Annotated in this window: 16 protein-coding genes; 7 read left to right on the plus strand and 9 right to left on the minus strand. The window is 61.3% G+C overall.

What is annotated here, in order from left to right; genetic code table 11:
• Positions 1-76: 76 nt before the first annotated feature.
• From EK416_RS15040 to nagA, 3 genes are read left to right on the plus strand one after another with little or no spacing between them, the layout of a single operon-like run.
• Entirely contained in the window at positions 77-970 is an 894-nt protein-coding gene (locus tag EK416_RS15040; protein ID WP_127078894.1) for a glucosamine kinase nucleotide-binding domain-containing protein, read from the plus strand.
• A complete protein-coding gene (locus EK416_RS15045; RefSeq protein ID WP_127078896.1) occupies positions 957-1,991 on the plus strand; it encodes an SIS domain-containing protein in 1,035 nt (344 codons plus the stop codon). Before EK416_RS15040 ends, EK416_RS15045 begins: the two co-directional genes overlap by 14 nt.
• Positions 1,991-3,160: an N-acetylglucosamine-6-phosphate deacetylase gene (nagA, locus tag EK416_RS15050; RefSeq protein WP_127078898.1), complete on the plus strand. Its 1,170-nt coding sequence runs from the start codon at positions 1,991-1,993 to the stop codon at positions 3,158-3,160. The genes EK416_RS15045 and nagA overlap by 1 nt, the downstream gene beginning before the upstream one ends.
• 3 nt (positions 3,161-3,163) lie before the next feature.
• Here nagA and EK416_RS15055 read toward each other — a convergent pair whose 3' ends face one another.
• The 6 genes from EK416_RS15055 to EK416_RS15080 form a co-directional block, all read right to left on the minus strand.
• The gene (locus EK416_RS15055) at positions 3,164-4,297 is read right to left on the minus strand and encodes an 8-amino-7-oxononanoate synthase (RefSeq protein ID WP_127078900.1); all 1,134 of its coding nucleotides are present in this window, start codon (positions 4,295-4,297) and stop codon (positions 3,164-3,166) included.
• Complete coding sequence (bioB, locus tag EK416_RS15060) at positions 4,281-5,300, minus strand: biotin synthase BioB (RefSeq protein ID WP_127078902.1); 1,020 nt, start codon at positions 5,298-5,300, stop codon at positions 4,281-4,283. The genes EK416_RS15055 and bioB overlap by 17 nt, the downstream gene beginning before the upstream one ends.
• Before the next feature lie 87 nt (positions 5,301-5,387).
• Positions 5,388-7,289 (minus strand): sensor histidine kinase, encoded by a 1,902-nt coding sequence (locus EK416_RS15065; protein ID WP_127078904.1) that lies wholly within the window; start codon positions 7,287-7,289, stop codon positions 5,388-5,390.
• A gap of 251 nt (positions 7,290-7,540) precedes the next feature.
• Positions 7,541-8,041: a hypothetical protein gene (locus tag EK416_RS15070; protein WP_127078906.1), complete on the minus strand. Its 501-nt coding sequence runs from the start codon at positions 8,039-8,041 to the stop codon at positions 7,541-7,543.
• 217 nt (positions 8,042-8,258) lie between these two features.
• Entirely contained in the window at positions 8,259-8,930 is a 672-nt protein-coding gene (locus EK416_RS15075; RefSeq protein ID WP_127078908.1) for a response regulator transcription factor, read from the minus strand.
• Positions 8,927-9,442: a Rab family GTPase gene (locus tag EK416_RS15080; RefSeq protein ID WP_127078910.1), complete on the minus strand. Its 516-nt coding sequence runs from the start codon at positions 9,440-9,442 to the stop codon at positions 8,927-8,929. The genes EK416_RS15075 and EK416_RS15080 overlap by 4 nt, the downstream gene beginning before the upstream one ends.
• 246 nt (positions 9,443-9,688) lie before the next feature.
• Here EK416_RS15080 and EK416_RS15085 point away from each other — a divergent pair, with 246 nt between their 5' ends.
• From EK416_RS15085 to EK416_RS15095, 3 genes are all read left to right on the plus strand, one after another.
• Positions 9,689-9,925, plus strand: coding sequence for a hypothetical protein (locus tag EK416_RS15085; protein WP_127078912.1), 237 nt, complete (start codon positions 9,689-9,691; stop codon positions 9,923-9,925).
• Positions 9,926-10,037: 112 nt separating this feature from the next.
• Positions 10,038-10,340 carry a hypothetical protein gene (locus tag EK416_RS15090; protein WP_127078914.1) on the plus strand — a complete coding sequence of 101 codons (303 nt, stop codon included), beginning with the start codon at positions 10,038-10,040 and terminating at the stop codon, positions 10,338-10,340.
• Complete coding sequence (locus tag EK416_RS15095) at positions 10,330-12,036, plus strand: OmpA family protein (protein ID WP_127078916.1); 1,707 nt, start codon at positions 10,330-10,332, stop codon at positions 12,034-12,036. The genes EK416_RS15090 and EK416_RS15095 overlap by 11 nt, the downstream gene beginning before the upstream one ends.
• A 135-nt stretch (positions 12,037-12,171) precedes the next feature.
• On the opposite strand, the gene EK416_RS15100 is transcribed toward EK416_RS15095, so the two are convergent.
• On the minus strand, positions 12,172-12,996 hold the full coding sequence (locus tag EK416_RS15100) for an alpha/beta fold hydrolase (RefSeq protein ID WP_127078918.1): 825 nt from the start codon (positions 12,994-12,996) through the stop codon (positions 12,172-12,174).
• A 286-nt stretch (positions 12,997-13,282) separates the two neighbouring features.
• Between EK416_RS15100 and EK416_RS15105 the strand changes: the two genes are divergently transcribed.
• A complete protein-coding gene (locus tag EK416_RS15105; protein ID WP_127078920.1) occupies positions 13,283-13,474 on the plus strand; it encodes a hypothetical protein in 192 nt (63 codons plus the stop codon).
• A gap of 231 nt (positions 13,475-13,705) precedes the next feature.
• Here the strand turns inward: EK416_RS15105 and EK416_RS15110 are convergent, their stop codons facing one another.
• Together EK416_RS15110 and EK416_RS15115 are read right to left on the minus strand one after the other, a co-directional pair.
• On the minus strand, positions 13,706-14,473 hold the full coding sequence (locus EK416_RS15110) for a hypothetical protein (protein WP_127078922.1): 768 nt from the start codon (positions 14,471-14,473) through the stop codon (positions 13,706-13,708).
• Positions 14,474-14,550: 77 nt separating this feature from the next.
• Positions 14,551-16,203 carry a sugar transferase gene (locus EK416_RS15115; RefSeq protein WP_245434070.1) on the minus strand — a complete coding sequence of 551 codons (1,653 nt, stop codon included), beginning with the start codon at positions 16,201-16,203 and terminating at the stop codon, positions 14,551-14,553.
• Between the last annotated feature and the right edge of the window lie 58 nt (positions 16,204-16,261).

Consider the following 16,261-nt stretch of genomic DNA (forward strand, 5'->3'; position numbering starts at 1 on the left):
CCGAAAACGCGTTCAAGTGGCGCTGGACTTTGCATCATGCAACCTTAAATAAGCATGCGTAACAAGGGCATAAAGAGTGAACGTCGAAGTGTTGTTTCTCGCGGTGGACGGCGGCGGCACGAAATGTCTGGCGCGCCTCGCCGATGCGAAAGGCCAGACGCTGGGCGAAGGGCGCTCCGGTCCGGCAAATGTCCGGCGTGGCCTTCCGCAGGCATTCGCGGCCGTCATGGAGGCCACGGCTCAATGTTTCGAGCAAGCGGCGCTCGCGCCCGATTACCGCCGCGTCGTCGCCTGTCTCGCGCTTGCGGGAGCGGGCGAGCCGGACATGCAGGCCGAACTGTCCCGCTTCGCTCACCCCTTCAAGGCCGCGATTTTTACCACGGATTCGCATGCGGCTTGCGTCGGTGCACATCGTGGCGAGGATGGGGGGGTCATCATCGCCGGAACCGGCAGCATCGGTGAGGCCATCGTGCGCGGCGGGCGTCATCGCGTCGGCGGCTGGGGTTTCCCGGTCTCCGACGAGGGCAGCGGCGCATGGCTCGGCCTCGAAACCGTGCGGCGCACGCTTTGGGCGCTGGATGGGCGGGCGTCGGCATCACCCCTGCTCGATGAGGCGGCGAACCGCTTCGGCCATGACCCGAACGCCATCACGCGTTGGGCAAGCGAGGCCGCGCCCGCCGATTTCGGGACGTTCGCGCCGCTCGTATTCCGGCATGCCGGAGAGGGAGACACGGTCGCACGGAAACTTGTTACCTCGGCGGCAGGCCACGTGGAACGAATTGCCGAGGCGCTGCTTGTTTCAGGTGCGAAGAGGCTCGCACTCATGGGCGGTCTCGCGCAGCCCTTCGAGCCGTGGCTGTCTGAGAACATGAAGCGATCGCTGGTTCGCCCCGCCGGCGACGCACTGGACGGCGGGCTGCAACTCGCTCGAAATTCGGTTTCGGGCAGGAGGATTCATGAAACATCCTGAGGTGCCCGACGTGTGCATGGCGCAGGAAATCCGGGAAGCACCGCATGCGGTGAGCCGCCAGCGCGATGCGCTCGCCCGGCCCGTAGAGGAGCTTGCCGCGCGGCTGAGGCGGAAGCCGCCTCGGGTGATCGTCACCTGCGCGCGCGGCAGTTCAGCCCACGCCGCCACCTTCGGCAAGCACCTTTTCGAGCGGTATCTGGGCATTCCCGTAGCTGCCGCCGCGCCGAGCATCGCGAGCGTCTACGGCGGCGAACTGAAGCTGAAGGATCAGCTCTTCCTCGCGATCTCGCAATCGGGAAGCAGCGCCGACATCGTCGCCATGACCGAGGCGGCGCAACGCTCAGGCGCGCTGGCGGTAGCAATCGTCAACGATACCGAGAGCGCGCTCGCCCGCGTAAGCGACATCGTGCTCCCCATGAGCGCCGGGCCGGAACTCTCGGTCGCCGCAACGAAAACCTTTGTCACGACGCTGGCGGCATTGGTTCGTCTTGCGGCGGCATGGAACGGGCATTCGGCGCTCGATGCGGCCGTCGCCCGTCTGCCGGAACGTCTCGCCGCCGCTTCCGATCTGGACTGGAGCGCGGCGCTTCCCGCGCTGGCAGGCGCGCCAAGCCTCGTCACCATCGGGCGCGGGCCGACGCTTGCCATCGCCCGCGAGGCCGCGCTGAAGCTCAAGGAAACGGCCAACCTTCACGCCGAAGCCTTCAGCGGCGCCGAATTTCTGCACGGGCCGGTGGCGCTCGTCTCGCCTGAATATCCGATCCTGATGTTCAACCCGACGGATGAAGCCGCCCCCGGAATGGAAAAGCTCGCCGCCGACCTGCGCGGCAAGGGCACCGCGCTTTTCGCAACCGGCACCGCGGATGACGAAAATTTAATCACCCTGCCGCCGGATCAACCCGAGACCGACGCGGTTTGCCTCATCCAGAGCTTCTACATGATGGCCGTCCGGCTCGCGGAGCGGATCGGAACCGACGTGGACCGCCCCCGCCATCTCCGCAAAATCACAAGCACACGATAATGCTTCGCAAACGATACGCCATAGCTGCTTCCGTCATCTTCGATGGCACGGAAGTTCACAAGGATCGCGCGGTCTTCATGCGAGGCGGGCGCATCCTGGACATCATGCACCCCGGAAATCTGCCCCACGGGGTGCCCGTGCGGGCTCTGCCGGAAGGTGCCTGGCTTGCTCCGGGCTTCATCGATTCGCAGGTGAACGGTGGCGGAGACGTGCTCCTGAACGACGAGCCGGGCGCCGGGGCAATGGCCGCCATCGCGGCGGCGCACCGGAAATACGGGACGACGGGCGTCATGCCGACGCTCATCACGGACGCCCGCCAGAAGATGGTCGATGCGCTCGAAGCCGTAGACCGCGCGGCCACGCTCAATCCGGGGGTGCTTGGGCTTCACCTCGAAGGACCGTTCATCTCGCCGGAAAAGCCGGGCATCCACTGCCGCGACTACATTCGCGAGCCGACGGCTGAGGATCTGGAACTCCTTATCGCGCCGCGCGAGACGGCGACGCTCGTCACACTCGCTCCGGAGCGCGTCGGGGCCGGGGTGATCGCGCGGCTCGCCGACGCGGGCGTGCGTGTCTCGCTCGGCCATTCGATGGCGACCTACGAGCAAACGAAGGCGGCGCTGGATGAAGGGCTGTCCGGCTTCACCCATCTTTTCAACGCGATGCGCCCTCTCGGCGCCCGCGATCCCGGCCCCGTGGCTGCGGCGCTCGAAGCGCCGAACGCATTTTTCGGCATTATCGCGGACGGCGAGCACGTCGCGCCTGCCATGCTGCGGCTCGCGCTTCGCGGTGCCGCGCATCCGATGCTCGTCACCGACGCTATGCCGCCCGTGGGTGGAAAAGAGACGAGTTTCTCGCTGAACGGACAGGACATCAAGCTCAAGGACGGTCGCCTCACCAATGCGGCGGGCACGCTGGCGGGATCGGCGCTCGATATGGCGTCGGCGGTGCGGAACGCGGTGGAGATGCTCGGTACGCCTCTGACGGATGCGCTTCGCTTTGCGTCGACCGAACCGGCTGCATTCCTCGGCTTCGGCGACCGGTTGGGGCGCATTTCGCCCGACTTCCGCGCCGATCTCGTCGCGTTCGATCCGAACGACATGAGAATCCATGAGACGTGGGTGGATGGCCGCTCGACGGACATGCCGACACCCAACCCCGCAGCGTGACTTCTATTCGCTGACGCGGGGAAGCTCGTGCGCCAAGGCGTCCAGCATGTCGCTGACGGTGGCCTCGCTCGTGTTGAGGGTGAGCGAGATTCGCAGCCGTGCGGTCTTTTCCGGCACCGTCGGAGGCCGGATGGCACGGATGTCGTAGCCGTAGCTGCGCATGGCTGCCGCAAGCGCCGTTGCGCGCGTGTCCGCCCCGACGATGACGGGCACGATCTGCGAGCCGCTGCCCTCAATCCCGCAGCGCTCCTTGATGGCGGCGTTTGCGAAGGCGATCAGCCGTGTCAGCTTCTCCCGCCGCTCCGGCTCTTCCTTGCACAGGCGCAGCGCGGCGCGAACGGCGGCGGCGATCAGCGGCGACGGCGCGGTGGAGAAAATGAATGGACGCGAGCAGTTGACCAGATAATTGCGGAGCGTGCGCGACAGGCACACGAGCGCGCCAGCCGAGCCGAGCGCCTTGCCGCAGGTGTGGAGCGAAACGACGTTCTCCCGGCCTTCGAGATGCGCGCCGAGGCCGGCACCGTCCGGCCCGAAGACGCCTGTCGCGTGCGCCTCATCGATCACGAGCACGCCTTCGTTGCGGTCCGCGATAGCGGCGAGGTTGTCGAGCGGCGCGCGGTCGCCATCCATGCTGTAGAGGCTTTCGACCGCGATCCAGGCGCGCCCTTTGCCGCCCCCCGCCCGCCACGCGCGGATGCGATCTTCCACCGCGTTCGCGTCGTTATGCGCGGCTTTTGCGATTTCAGCCTTGCCCGCACGCATGCCGTCATGCGCGCTTGCATGGATCAGCGCATCGTAAACCACAAGGTCGCCGCGTTTGGGCAGCGCCGCGAAGATCGCGTAATTCGCCTGAAAGCCGTTCGAGAAGAACAGCGCGCTTTCCGCGCCGAAGAACTTCGCCGCGTCGGCTTCGAGACTCTCATGTTCGGAGTAATTGCCGCGGAGAAGCCGCGACCCGCCCGCGCCGATGGCAATGCCGCGTTCGAGCGCGGCAAGCACGGCATCCTTCAGTTCATGCGATTCAGCCAGGCCCAGATAGTCGTTTGACGTGAAGTCGTAGCCGGACGGAAGGGTGAGCTGGCGAAGCCGCCCCCGCTCCTCCAACCGTGCCAGCGCGTCTTCATAGGGCCGCAGCATGAACCGTTTCCCGGCCAGCGCACGTTTCGGTGCGATCCTCTCGTTTCAGTTCCATCGGCGACAGGCCGAGCTTTGCAAACAGTTGCGCGTCCGAGCCTTCTTCCGTGTTCTCCGTGGTAAGCAGCGTGTCGCCCATGAAGATCGAGTTCGCGCCCGCAAAGAAGCACAGCGCCTGCGTTTCGTCGCTCATTTCCGCGCGGCCAGCCGAAAGCCGGACCATGGAGCGAGGCATCATGATGCGCGCGAGCGCTATCGTGCGAACGAAGGCGATCGGATCGACGGGCGGCACGTTTTCGAGCGGCGTTCCCTCGACGGGCACGAGCTGATTGATCGGCACGCTCTCCGGGGCCTGCGGCAGGTTCGCAAGCGTAACGAGCATGTCGAAGCGGTCTTCCGGTTCCTCGCCCATGCCGAGAATGCCGCCGCAGCAGATCTTGATGCCCGCCGCGCGCACGCGGTCCAGCGTCTCCAGCCGATCCGCGAAGGTGCGCGTCGTTATGATTTCCTTGTAATAGCGCTCGGACGTATCGATGTTGTGGTTGTAATAGTCGAGCCCGACCGCGGCGAGGCGCTTCGCATGCGCGTCCGACAACATGCCGAGCGTCATGCAGGTTTCGATGCCGAGCGCCTTCACGCCCGTCACCATGGCGCAGATCATGTCGAGATCGCGCTCCTTCGGACTGCGGAAAGCCGCGCCCATGCAGTAGCGCGACGCACCCGCCGCTTTCGCCTTGCGCGCCTCTTCGATGACGCGCTCGACCTCCATGAGCTTCTCTGCCGAAAGCCCGGTCTTGTGATGCGCCGACTGGTTGCAGTAAGCGCAATCCTCCGGGCATCCGCCCGTCTTGATCGACAGAAGGCGGCTTATCTGGACCTTGTTCGGCTCGAAATAGCGGCGGTGCAGGCTGTGAGCCTGAAAGATGAGATCGTTGAACGGCTGGTCGTAAATTTCCTGCGCTTGCGAGCGCGTCCAATCGTGCCGTTCGTCACTGGTGCGGGACACTTGAGGCGAACCCCCTTTTTTGAATTCCCGGCGTTTGTAGCCCTCCTGACCGTCCCGCGCAACAAACCGGGATGACGCGCCGCGCGATCAGGACGCGATCTTGACGGGAACCGTCTCGGCGAAGCGTTGCTTCGACACGCGCTTGTCGAAAACGACGCGCTTGGCGGGAAAGCGAATGGATACCTCGGTACCTTCGCCGGGCGTGCTGTCGACCGTGAGCGTGCCGCCGTGCAGTTCGGTCAGCCGAACCGCGAGCGGAAGGCCGAGCCCCGCTCCCTCATAGCGGCGAGACAGTCCGTTTTCCACTTGCCGGAACAGTTCAAGCGCCTGCCGGATTTCGTCGCAGCTCATACCGATGCCGGTGTCGCGGATCTTGATGCAAAGGCCTCCATCCCATTCGGGTGTCGCGGAAACCACGACGCGGCCGCCCTGAGCGGTAAACTTGATGGCGTTTGAAAGGAGGTTGACGAGGATCTGCTTCAGCTTGCCCTTGTCGCCCCTCAGCACGACGCCCAGATTGCGGGCGGGCGCGGCAAGGAGGACGCCTCCCGCCAGCGCCTGATTTTGCACCGCCAGAAGGCTGCGGTGAATGAGCGTGTCAAGGTTGATCTCATCCTCGTGCAGTTCGAGCTTGCCCGCCTCGATGCGGGTCACGTCGAGAATGTCGTTGACGATGTTGAGAAGGTGCGTGCCCGACTTGTGGATGTCGGCAGCATAGGACGCGTAGCGGTCGATATCGTTGCCGATCATCTTGTCGCGAATGATCTCCGAGAAGCCGAGGATGGCGTTCAGCGGCGTTCGCAGCTCGTGGCTCATATTCGCGAGGAAGGCCGATTTCGCTTCGTTCGCCTGTTCCGCGCGCCTTTTCGCGGCGACGAGTTCCGCGTTGGTCCTGCGGAGCTTCACGCGTTCGTTCGCCAGTTCCTCGCTGATGGAAAGAAGCGCGGCGTGCTCCATCCGCACCTTGTCGCTTTCGCGGTCGAGGGCGCCTTCCTGGGCGACGCGCTTGTTGATCTCACGATTGAGCATGATCGCCATGAAGAACGGGAGGCACAGCGCCGCAAGGCCGAGGCCGACGAAAGTAAGCTCCTGCCGGCGCGCCGGCGCCAGAACCTCATCGCGGCCGACCCCGGATACTATGGTCAGCGGAAGATCCGGAAACTTGCGAAAATGCTGGATGCGAACGATACCGTCAGGGGAGCCGTTTCCCATAAAGTAACCGGTCCGCGCGTCCGCCGAATGGGAAATAACATCAAGCGTCTCGGGACTGAGCGAGGGAAAGGAAATGTCGAGCCCACCGGCTTTCGTATATCGCGCCAAACGCACGCCGTCGGCGCGGATAAGGCTTATGGCCGTCGTTTCGCCCATATGGATCTTGCGATGCAGCGTTGTGAGAAGACTAGGTGTCAGAGACGCAACCACCACGCCCGCGAATTTGCCGTTCTTCTCAAGCCGCAGCGATAACGGGATGACGGCTCTTTCAGACAGTCTGCCGCGGACTGGGGCACCGATATAAAGGTCCGCATCGCCGTCTTTCTGCACTCGAAAATAGTCGCGGTCTGCCAAACTCGGCTCGGCCTGACTGCGGGGAACGGTCGTCGACACGATGTTGCCCTCGGCATCCGTGACGGTGAGGTCGATCGAAGGCGCGCCGTAAACGGGCGCGGCGGACCTTGTTTTTTCGAGATCGAGGGGGGTGCCCCCTTCAAAACTGCGCTTGACCTCGACTGCGGCATTCGCCGCGGCCTCGAAATTGGTGCGGATCTGCTCTTCGAAGCTCGCCGACATATTGGCGGCATCGACCTTGGCGCGCTTCAGCGCGTCATGTCGTTCATTGATGATCGCCTCGCCGACGAGCACGCAGATCGCCACCATGATCGCAAGGCTGAAGGCTACGATCCGATGCTTGGCCTTTCTTGCCGCAGCCCAGCGAGACGCTTCACGCGGCGTAATGGGGCCCGGGTCTTTGGGAATTGATCGCCATATCACGAAAGACGTCCCTAAACTGCCATAAAAATGGGTTAAGTCCGGTAATAGTTTCTCACGCGACAGGTATAGATCATAAAATACAACTTCGATGCGCAAAATCAATCAAGCCATTACCACAAAGTAAATAGCATATCTTGTCATTTAGACAAATAATACAGATCTCTGCCCTTGACCTCAAAGCTGCCGGTCCACGAAAACTGCTTTGATGGAAACAATTGAGGCGCGCCTGGTCTTGCGCGCCTCCTTAAAGGTTACGCAGCGAGCTTGAGCGCCCCGGAGATCTCGGACAGCGTTGCCTTTTCGGCGTCGCTCACCTTCACCCCTCCGAAGCCGAGAAAGTTGCCGCCTTCGGAGGCCGCATCAGCGACTTTCTGGCTTATATGATAAAGCCACTCCTTCACCGCCGGAGCATCCTGCGGCGCTTTCGCTTCTAGGATCGCCGCGACTTCCCGAAGCGTCTCGATGGATTTCGCCTTGAGGACAGAGGCGTCGACGTTTGCGCCGAGCCGCGCCTTGAGAGCTTCCCGCGCGTCGGTGCGACCTTGCGAAGTTTCGAAGTCCTCGACAATCGAGCGGATCAATTCGTTCGGCCCCCGCCGCCCCTCGATCAGGGCCTGACTGGCGGCGAAGCTCTCCTTGACCAGGCCGATAATGCCGTTCGGTTCGGCAGCCGTGACCGCCAGCCCCGAGAGGACGGCGCCATCGAGCAGAGTTTTCCATTCTTCCGGCGTGAAGTCATTTTTCGTGGCCATGTCCGGTCTCTCTTTCCTGAGCGAATAGCGGGATTGGCGAGACGAGAACACGTATTCTCTCGTCCCTCCGGTTATTTCAGGAAACGAGCTTAGCAAAAACAGACGCAGCATAAATAGCGCAGGATTAGTTCGTTTAATATTCGGTATATTATTGCATACCGGTATAACTTATTTGATTGCGCTTTTGGATACAATAAGAGGGCAAGTCTTCGATCGATCAGGAGCTGCGCCTCTTGTCGATAAGCCCGGCCTCGATCGCCACCCGGATCAAGTCGGCGGTGGTTCTGACGTTGAGCCGTTTGAGCGCTCTCGCCCGATGTGCTTCCACGGTTTTCGTGCTGAGGCCAAGAATACGCGCCACACCCTTGTTGGGCTGACCGGAAGCCAGAAGCCCGACGACCTCCCGTTCTCTCGCTGAAAGTTGATCCACGAGCGCCGTGGTCTGGGCCGCGCCCGCCTGCCTGGGAGGCTCCGGGCTCATCGCCCCGCCGGTCCGGATGATTTCGTCCGAAATTCGCCTCAGGCGCAGACTCCCTGCCAGTTTCTTTTCGGAATCATCATGGGAGGGATAGCAATAGATCGTGTAAAGTCTCGATTCCGCATCCCAGGAAATCAGCAGCGACGATTTCTCAACCGGCGAAGCGTCGGTGACGACCGACACCGACGGAAGCGTCAGCTTGCCCGCCGCTTTTTTCTGGAGGGCGGCGATCTTGGGAGCCAGCCCCCTGAATGGAGAGAAGGTGTCGCAAACGGCCGTTCCTGCGGGTAGGCAACTCGCGAGCTTCCCCGTGGAGAAGATCACCGCCTGCCCCGCATCGGCGAGGGCCAATCCAAACCCGCTCTGCTCGAACATGGCCAACGTCGCCGTATCCGTATCGATTTCGGTCATAAGGCAAGCCCCCGCTCAACGCAGTGCCGCGCGATTTCGGCGAACGCGTCAAGCACCAGATATCCCGTCTTCGCGCTGGTCCAGACAAAATCGACGCCGATAGCCGCCGGCATCAGCGTGCTGGCTGGGCTTGTCAGAAGATCGGCCTTGTTCATGACGATCTTGGCAGGACGTCCCGGAAACTCGCGCTCGAAGCCGCCCCAGAGATCTACCGCAGCCTTCTGGGTCAAGGGGCGCGACACGTCGGACACGATGAGCGCACCGGTGGCGCCTTCAGAATAGATGTGGCGATAGATATCCTGCGAATAGTCGCCGTCTATATCCCAGATCAGGAGGTTGACGTCCACGAGCAGGCCGGAGACACGGGCCTTGAGGGTAAAATCGAAAATGTCGACTCCGATTGTCGCTTTGTAGCTTGAATCGAAGGTTCCAAACACGAGGCGCCTCGCGAGCGACGTTTTGCCAACCCCGACTTCGCCCAGCAGTAACAGCTTTATCGCCTTATTCTTCATGAGGCATGCTCGCGTTTAATTTTCCGATCGCGCATACCACTTGGCGCGCCCTGAGGTGGAACCCTCACCGAACCCTTCATAAGATCGTTTAAAGTCAAGCAAGCGTTCAACATAATCCTTTGATTTTCTATGATGTTCCACAACCCTTCCCCTAACGCCCCTAATGTGACATCTAGGGAATTCTCCTTAGTCGACTTGGTAGTGACGGCATGCTCTTTAGGGGTTTCCTTTTGCAGGAGCCCAGTCATGCGCAATAATACGCCGAGCTATATCGTGCTAGCAGAATATCTTGTCGAAGACGAATATTCACGAATTTCTGCCGTGAAGCTGGCTCGGCTGCTTTCGTTTGCTATGGCAGATTTCGAGCAGCTCGGCATGGCGGATTGGAACGAAAAGATCGAGGAGTGCATCAGAGCCTTGATGCTTAGATATAAGCTCAGCCCCGAGGAGCTTTTCCGCGACGCGCGCGATTCGCTTCAATAGCGACCGATCCAAGCGCCCACAGCGACGGTAAGGTAAACAAACGATCTTTTTTTGACCCACGATTTTATGTGGTATTGAATCATATTGCATAGATGCCGGGCAGGTGGGTGACATGCTCTCAGATTCGACCGAGACCGCCGACGACGGGTCGGCGCCGGAAATACTTATCATAAAAGACATCATATTACGCGATCTACGCCGCGCGCACGAAGCGCGCATGGCGGGCATCGAAGAGCGCCTTTCGATGTTTGAGCAGGAGTGCCGCGCTCGGTTCCAGTCCATCGAAAAGCGGATCGACAGCCTTGCGGCGGCGTCCGAGCACTCGCAGAAAGAGGCCCTTTCCGATCTCAGCAAGGCAATCGGCGACATTGCCGGCCGCTTGCGGCTTGAGCGGGCGGCGGACGATGTCGGTTAAGAATGACTACCTCGCGCTCAAGGACGTCCTTTTCGGGCGGGAAAGCGCTGTCCTTGAAGACGTGCGAGCGCTCGTCGCTGCGCACGATCAGAGCATAGGCTCGCCCGAGCAACTTCGCGAAAGCGTTGCAGAAGTCCTGGCGGGTGCCATGCGCTCCGCCGGCATCAGGGACCGTACGGGTCTCGCCACCTCGATGGCGCCTGTCATCATCGACGGCATCCGCAGCGAAATCCGCAACTCCCGCAACGAAATCGTCGACGCGCTTTATCCCATCCTCGGGCGGCTGACGTCTGCCTATGTGATGAGCGCCTTCCGCGATTTCATGGAGCAGACGAACCAGCGCCTGGAAGGAGGGCTGTCGGGCCGTTTCATCTGGCTTCGGCTGTATTGCCTCGTCACCGGCAAGTCTTATGCGAAAGCGCTTCTGCGGCGGCGCACTGCTTTCCGCGTGCAAGAAATCCTGCTGATCGATGCCGAAACCGGCGCGCTCGTCGACTCATGGCAGGCGCCCAATCTCGCCGTAAGCGAGCCTATCGCCAATGACGGACCGCGCGTCACCGGCATGCTCGCCGCCGTGAACAAGTTCGCGTCCGAGGCGCTGAAGGCGAAACGCCAGTCTCTGAAGTCCATCGATCTCGGCGAAGAGCAGCTCTATCTGCGCATGACGGCCAAGATGCTGTTTGTGCTCCGATGCGAGGGATATGCGAGGGCTTCGCTGCTGGATGTCTTGGACAAGACGATCGTCGATGTTCTCGACGTTCAAGAATCGCGCCTCAGCTCGCCCGACCCGTATACCGCCGCGCATTCCGCCCGTGAGACGCTCGCCGCGCTTGCGGACAAGGTGCAGGAAACCCTGACCCGGCGACGGCGCAGGCCGGTATTCGCCATCGCGCTTTATAGCGCGCTCATCCTCGCGATCCTCGCATTTGCGGGCGTTCGATATTGGCAAAGCGAGCGCATGGAAGCGATCCGCGACAGAGCCGCAAGCATCGCGAGCGCGTTTCCGGGCGTGGCGGGCTTCCCCGTGGACGTACGCTTCGACGGCGACGGAAAATCCCTGATTTTGTCGGGTCTGGTGCCGAGCTACGCCATCAAGGAGGGGATCGAAAATCAGGTTTCGAGCCGTGTCACAGAACTGCCCATCAAAAGCCGGCTTCTGGTTCTCCCCGATGCGCACAAGGTCGACGATCTTCAGAACGCGGTCTCAACCGTCATGGACAAACTGGCTGCCATCGAGGCGCGGATCGAAGTCGGAAATGCGAGCCTCGCCGACCTGAAAGCGAGCGTTGCCGAGCAGGGCGAGTCGCTGAAGACGGTGAGCGCTCAGGTGTTTTCGCCGCAGCAGCGCTTCACGGAATGGGCGCGCAGGAACGCCATCTTCTTCGGGGAAGGCACGAAATTCCGAAACCCGGAGATAGCGGGCAGGAAGATAGCGGAACTGGTCCGCATCATGGCCAATTCGGATATCCGCCTGCTTGTCATAGGTTTTACGGACTCTCTTGGCCAGAGCGAACGAAACCAGGAACTCGGCATGGAGCGCGCAAAGGCGGTTGTCGACGAATTGGTCAAGCTCGGTATTGCCGAAGACCGTCTCGCCACTGTAAGCCGCAGAACGGAAACAATCGTCACGAGCGAGACGGGCACCACGAGCAAAAATCGCCGCGTGGAATTCCAGCTCGCTCTCGATGGCGAGTGAAGCACACGGCGTCTTGTTCTGGGCCGCCCTCCTGCCTCTGCCAGATCCTGTCGAGCGAAGAAGGCGCGACACGCTCGCCTGTCAAGCCACGCGCCAACCTCGGTTTTCAGTCGCCGGACCTCGCGCGCGGCAGCGTCACCCCTTGATGAAGGCGAGCAGGTCGGCGTTGATTGTCTCGGCCTCGGTAGTGGGCATGCCGTGCGGAAAGCCCTGATAGGTCTTCAGCGTGCCGTTCTTCAGCAACTTAGCCGAAAGCGGACCCGCGTCGGCATAGGGGACGATCTGGTCGTCCTCGCTGTGCATCACCAGAACCGGCACGGTAATCCTTTTCAGATCCTCGGTGAAATCGGTCTGCGAAAAGGCGACGACACCGTCATAATGTGCCTTCGACCCGCCCATCATGCCTTGCCGCCACCAGTTCCAGATTACACCCTGCAAAGGTTTCGCGCCTGGGCGATTGTAGCCGTAGAACGGTCCCGCCGGGATATCATGGTAGAATTGCGCGCGATTGGCGGCGATCTGCGCCTGAAAACCGTCGAAGACTTCCTTCGGAAGACCGCCCGGATTGGCTTCCGTCTTCACCATGAGGGGCGGCACGGCGCTGATGAGCGCGGCCTTCGAGGCGCGGCTTTCGCCGTGGCGCGCAAGGTAGCGGACCACCTCGCCGCCCCCGGTGGAGTGCCCCACGTGGATGGCATCGCGCAGATCGAGATGCTCGGTCAACGCCGCGAGATCGTCGGCGTAATGATCCATGTCGTGACCTTCGCTCGTCTGGCTTGAACGGCCGTGGCCGCGTCTGTCGTGAGCGATCACCCGGAAGCCCTTGCCGAGAAAGAACAGCAACTGCGCGTCCCAGTCATCCGCAGAAAGCGGCCAGCCATGGCTGAAAACGATGGGCTGACCGGAACCCCAATCCTTGTAATAGATCTCGATGCCGTCTTTTGTTGTGATGGCAGGCATGTGCTTTGATCCCGATTGTGGACGTCCACCGGAGATCACACAGCCCGACTTTAAGTTCCCGCCGCTTGAACCTTGAAGCGAAGAAGGGGCCCAAGCAGCGCTTCAAAATCCGGTGGCCGCCTGCCTTCCCCGGTTGAGCCGGCCGTCGGAACGAGATGAGAGCGGCGACATGAACCTTGAGCCGGGCTCCCCTTGCTCGGGGTGAAGATACAACCATTTTCTATTCCTGGTTGACGCCGCGTTAATTTCGCGCTTCCCTTGGCATACCTTGGGAAGGGCATGAGACATGGATTTTGTAGAAAAGTGCAAACTGCGCCAGGCCGCGCTACGAGATGCCGTGAAGGAAATGGATCAAATTCCCCTATTCGGCGGCGACGAGTTGCAGGCCGCCCGTTTCAAGCAAAACGCGTTGAAGACGATCTCGCTCTACGAGAAGATCATCCACCTCTCCAAGGGCGACACGATCGGTCACGCCTGACGACTGCGACGCGGACGGTGGCGTCACAGCACCGCGCTCGCCGTCAGTTCGACCTCGGATCAGCCTGCGTCAAAGTCGGCATCGATTCGACGCAAGGACAATCGGATCGGCAGCACAATTTTGCAGCGTCGTCAGATCAGGCATGACACGTCAGACTGGCTTTGGCGGTTTGCACCACGACGGTCGGCTTATCCGGGGCGGCACTCCCATCGAGCGTTTCTGACAGGAGTCTCAAAGACCCGCCTTGTCGAGGGCGGAAATCAGCCGTTCCCGATGCTGCGCCACGGCGAACAGGATGGTGGCGACAAGCACCGGCCATCCCACAAAGGGCACATACCTCGCAGCGGTCGCGCTGAGGATGCCTCGGGTAGCCTCCGGGCCGATCGCCTCCTGGATGGCGGGGACCGCTTGCCAGACCGCCGCGAGCCGGGACAGGAGCGTTCTCAATACCTGCGCTGCCAAGGCCCACTCGCCCGAACGGATCAGCGAACCAAGTTGTACGAGTACGTCTTTAAGCGAAAACTGTGCTGCGAGGCTTGCAAGACCGGCTTCATTGATGTCCCGAAGCCCGAATGCGGTCTTGATCACCGCAGCCACGGCCGCGCTGAGGTCATCGCCGGGGGCATCGGAGTTGACGAGGGGGACGACGCCACTTGCCGAGGCTGGCACCAGCGGGATTCCCCGCTCGTTGATTTGCGTGGCGAGGACCGCCTGAGCGGGCTCGACGTAGACTTCCGCCTCGGCCGCGGGAACACCTCCCAACAGGGCGAGCGAGGCGAAAATTCGCTCGTTCAGCCCTTCCAGAACCGACGCGTTCTCCGGCGATAATTTGGCGTATAACGCGAGCGACAGGAGGTTTTCCGCTGCTGCCTTCGCGTCGGCCACGGACAGGATGACGTCTCGACTACGGTCGGAAGACTGCGCTCCCGCCTTGCCTGACAAGATCGGCAGGGTGCTCAGGGCGACACCGATACCAAGCACAGACCGACGATGGAGCATGAATTACCTCCTGCATGCTTCATGAGCCAGCGCACCATGGCAACGGCATGCAGGCAAGGCAAGCCTCAACAGAGGCGTTAACCAGCCTGCGCGGTGAACCCGGCCATCTGTGTCTTGATACTCGCTCCGGCCGGCCGACGCGCAATTCCGCTCTGACCAAGATCGCACCAGGCTTTTTCGATATCGCGCGCGGAAATCCGCTCCCCAAAAAAGACCATGACAATCGTCCGCAGCACGATTTCGATATCGAGACGTAAATTCGCGTTTTGCACGTACCAGACATCCAGCGCCGCCTTGTCGTCCGACGATATATCGCGCCCGCCGATGACCTGAGCCCATCCGGTAAGACCTGGCCTGACCATCAGTCTGGCGCTCTGTGCCTCTGTTTGCTCCCAGTGCAATAGCGGCCTCGGCCCGACGATAGCCATGTCTCCCCGAATGATGTTGAACAATTGCGGAAACTCGTCGAAGCGCAGGCGCCGCATCAAGCTTCCGAGACGCGACACCCGTTCAGCGTCTGACAGCCGAGTGCCGTCTGGATCGTGAGCGGCCTTCATGGTCCGAAATTTGTAGAGCCTTAGAGGCTTGCCGCCGAGACCGGGCCGCTGCTGCCAGAAAAGGACCGGGAATCCGATGCTTGCCGCCACGCACGCAGCCGATACGAGCAGAAAGGGAGAGAGGATAATGAGCGCCGAAAGGGCGAGAAGAAAATCGACGCCGCGCTTGAATTTCCAGTATCTGCGTCTGGCGATCTTCTCCAGCGTCTCCGGGGCGATATGGAAACTGACATTCTGGGAGCCCGAATCCGAGGGGCGCGGCGCCCGGTTCTTTTTGCCATGCGAAACCGCGCCAGGCTTTTCGAGACTGAAGCCGAGATCCTGGACGAGAAATTGCAGCCGAATGCTGCGAGACTGTTCAATGCGAAGCAGCGTTTCGCGTTCCGGGTTGCGCAGAGACTGGACGGGGGAGGCAACCACGATACGGTCGATGGTTATGCCGTGAACTTCCAGATCATCGAGGATGCTCTCCAGTTCCTCCGTTTCTCCCAGTACAGGGTGCGATGCCACGAGCCGACCTACATGCCGATCGGTGCTTCCCACGAGGCCGACGACCCTTACGCGCCCCGGAGCGAGTTCCGACACCGCCTGCAGGTATGCCTCCGTCAGTTTGGAAATTCCCACGACCAGCAACGCGATCTGCGGCGACGGTGAAGCCGGTTGAAGAAAAGCGCCAAAAGCCTTGCGATGCTGCCGAAAGTCATGGCTGATTTTATGCAAGGCACGCGCGCCCACGAGCAACGCTACTCCGAAGATCAGTTGAATGAAGGGCAGTGACCGTGACGTTCCTTCAAGACGATTCCACGCAAAGGTCAAGGCAGTCGCGCCAACGACCGCGGCCGCGACAACCGTCATCACGCGCAGATAGTCCGGACCGCTACTGAACCGCCAGATGGTTCGGTTGACGCCACTGACGGAAAAGGCAACCAGGGACGCGATCGTCGTGGCAAGGAGATAGGGAACGAATTCAAGGAAACGCGGCACGGTAATCTCGAAATTCTCCCTCAGGATGAAAGCAAAAGCGGTCGAAATGCAGAGAAGGCTGACATCCAGAATGAGCAAAAATGGGCGGCACATCGACATAGCTCCACAGATAAACCAAGCGATCACAAGAGGCCGCAAACTACTGAAGCGAACTTGGAATTTGAGCCCTGGCTGCAGGCTCTCGCTCAAATATCAAATTCGAAAACCCCACCTGCCTTTAAAGACTTGCCCGTGGTCCCTGTTATTC

Source organism: Rhodomicrobium lacus (genome assembly GCF_003992725.1).
GTDB classification, from domain to species: domain Bacteria; phylum Pseudomonadota; class Alphaproteobacteria; order Rhizobiales; family Rhodomicrobiaceae; genus Rhodomicrobium; species Rhodomicrobium lacus.

Excerpts from the sequence above, each read along its gene's own strand:
- EK416_RS15045 (WP_127078896.1), top strand. The coding sequence starts at position 957 with ATGAAACATCCTGAGGTGCCCGACGTGTGCATGGCGCAGGAAATCCGG.
- nagA (WP_127078898.1), top strand. The coding sequence starts at position 1,991 with ATGCTTCGCAAACGATACGCCATAGCTGCTTCCGTCATCTTCGATGGC.
- EK416_RS15055 (WP_127078900.1), bottom strand. The coding sequence starts at position 4,297 with ATGCTGCGGCCCTATGAAGACGCGCTGGCACGGTTGGAGGAGCGGGGG.
- EK416_RS15070 (WP_127078906.1), bottom strand. The coding sequence starts at position 8,041 with ATGGCCACGAAAAATGACTTCACGCCGGAAGAATGGAAAACTCTGCTC.
- EK416_RS15075 (WP_127078908.1), bottom strand. The coding sequence starts at position 8,930 with ATGACCGAAATCGATACGGATACGGCGACGTTGGCCATGTTCGAGCAG.
- EK416_RS15080 (WP_127078910.1), bottom strand. The coding sequence starts at position 9,442 with ATGAAGAATAAGGCGATAAAGCTGTTACTGCTGGGCGAAGTCGGGGTT.
- EK416_RS15085 (WP_127078912.1), top strand. The coding sequence starts at position 9,689 with ATGCGCAATAATACGCCGAGCTATATCGTGCTAGCAGAATATCTTGTC.
- EK416_RS15090 (WP_127078914.1), top strand. The coding sequence starts at position 10,038 with ATGCTCTCAGATTCGACCGAGACCGCCGACGACGGGTCGGCGCCGGAA.
- EK416_RS15095 (WP_127078916.1), top strand. The coding sequence starts at position 10,330 with ATGTCGGTTAAGAATGACTACCTCGCGCTCAAGGACGTCCTTTTCGGG.
- EK416_RS15100 (WP_127078918.1), bottom strand. The coding sequence starts at position 12,996 with ATGCCTGCCATCACAACAAAAGACGGCATCGAGATCTATTACAAGGAT.
- EK416_RS15105 (WP_127078920.1), top strand. The coding sequence starts at position 13,283 with ATGGATTTTGTAGAAAAGTGCAAACTGCGCCAGGCCGCGCTACGAGAT.
- EK416_RS15110 (WP_127078922.1), bottom strand. The coding sequence starts at position 14,473 with ATGCTCCATCGTCGGTCTGTGCTTGGTATCGGTGTCGCCCTGAGCACC.